Annotated in this window: 1 protein-coding gene; it reads left to right on the top strand. The window is 49.8% G+C overall.

All coding sequences use genetic code 11. The features are described from left to right. Nucleotides 1-414 (top strand): PaaX family transcriptional regulator C-terminal domain-containing protein (locus CWB72_RS20280; protein ID WP_252371608.1); only part of this gene is annotated, 414 nt, incomplete at both ends.

Below are 414 nucleotides of genomic sequence, written 5' to 3' on the forward strand. Positions count from 1 at the left end.
TATCGCGCAGAGCAACCTGCATGGGATGGTAAATGGCTCCTGTTGCTCTCGGAAGGTTTAGATAAATCAACGCTGGCTGATGTCAAAAAGCAGTTGATCTGGCAAGGTTTTGGCGCACTGGCACCCAGCCTGATGGCATCGCCGTCGCAAAAACTGGCCGATGTACAGACACTTTTGCATGAAGCGGGTGTGGCGGATAACGTGATTTGTTTTGAAGCGCAAATACCACTGGCGCTTTCTCGCGCAGCACTGCGTGCCAGAGTAGAAGAGTGCTGGCATTTAACTGAACAAAATGCCATGTACGAAACCTTTATTCAGTCATTCCGCCCGCTGGTGCCGCTTTTAAAAGAGGCGGCAGACGAGTTAACCCCGGAGCGGGCATTTCATATTCAGCTTTTACTGATCCATTTTTAT

The organism is Pseudoalteromonas phenolica (assembly GCF_005886345.1).
GTDB lineage: Bacteria > Pseudomonadota > Gammaproteobacteria > Enterobacterales > Alteromonadaceae > Pseudoalteromonas > Pseudoalteromonas phenolica_A.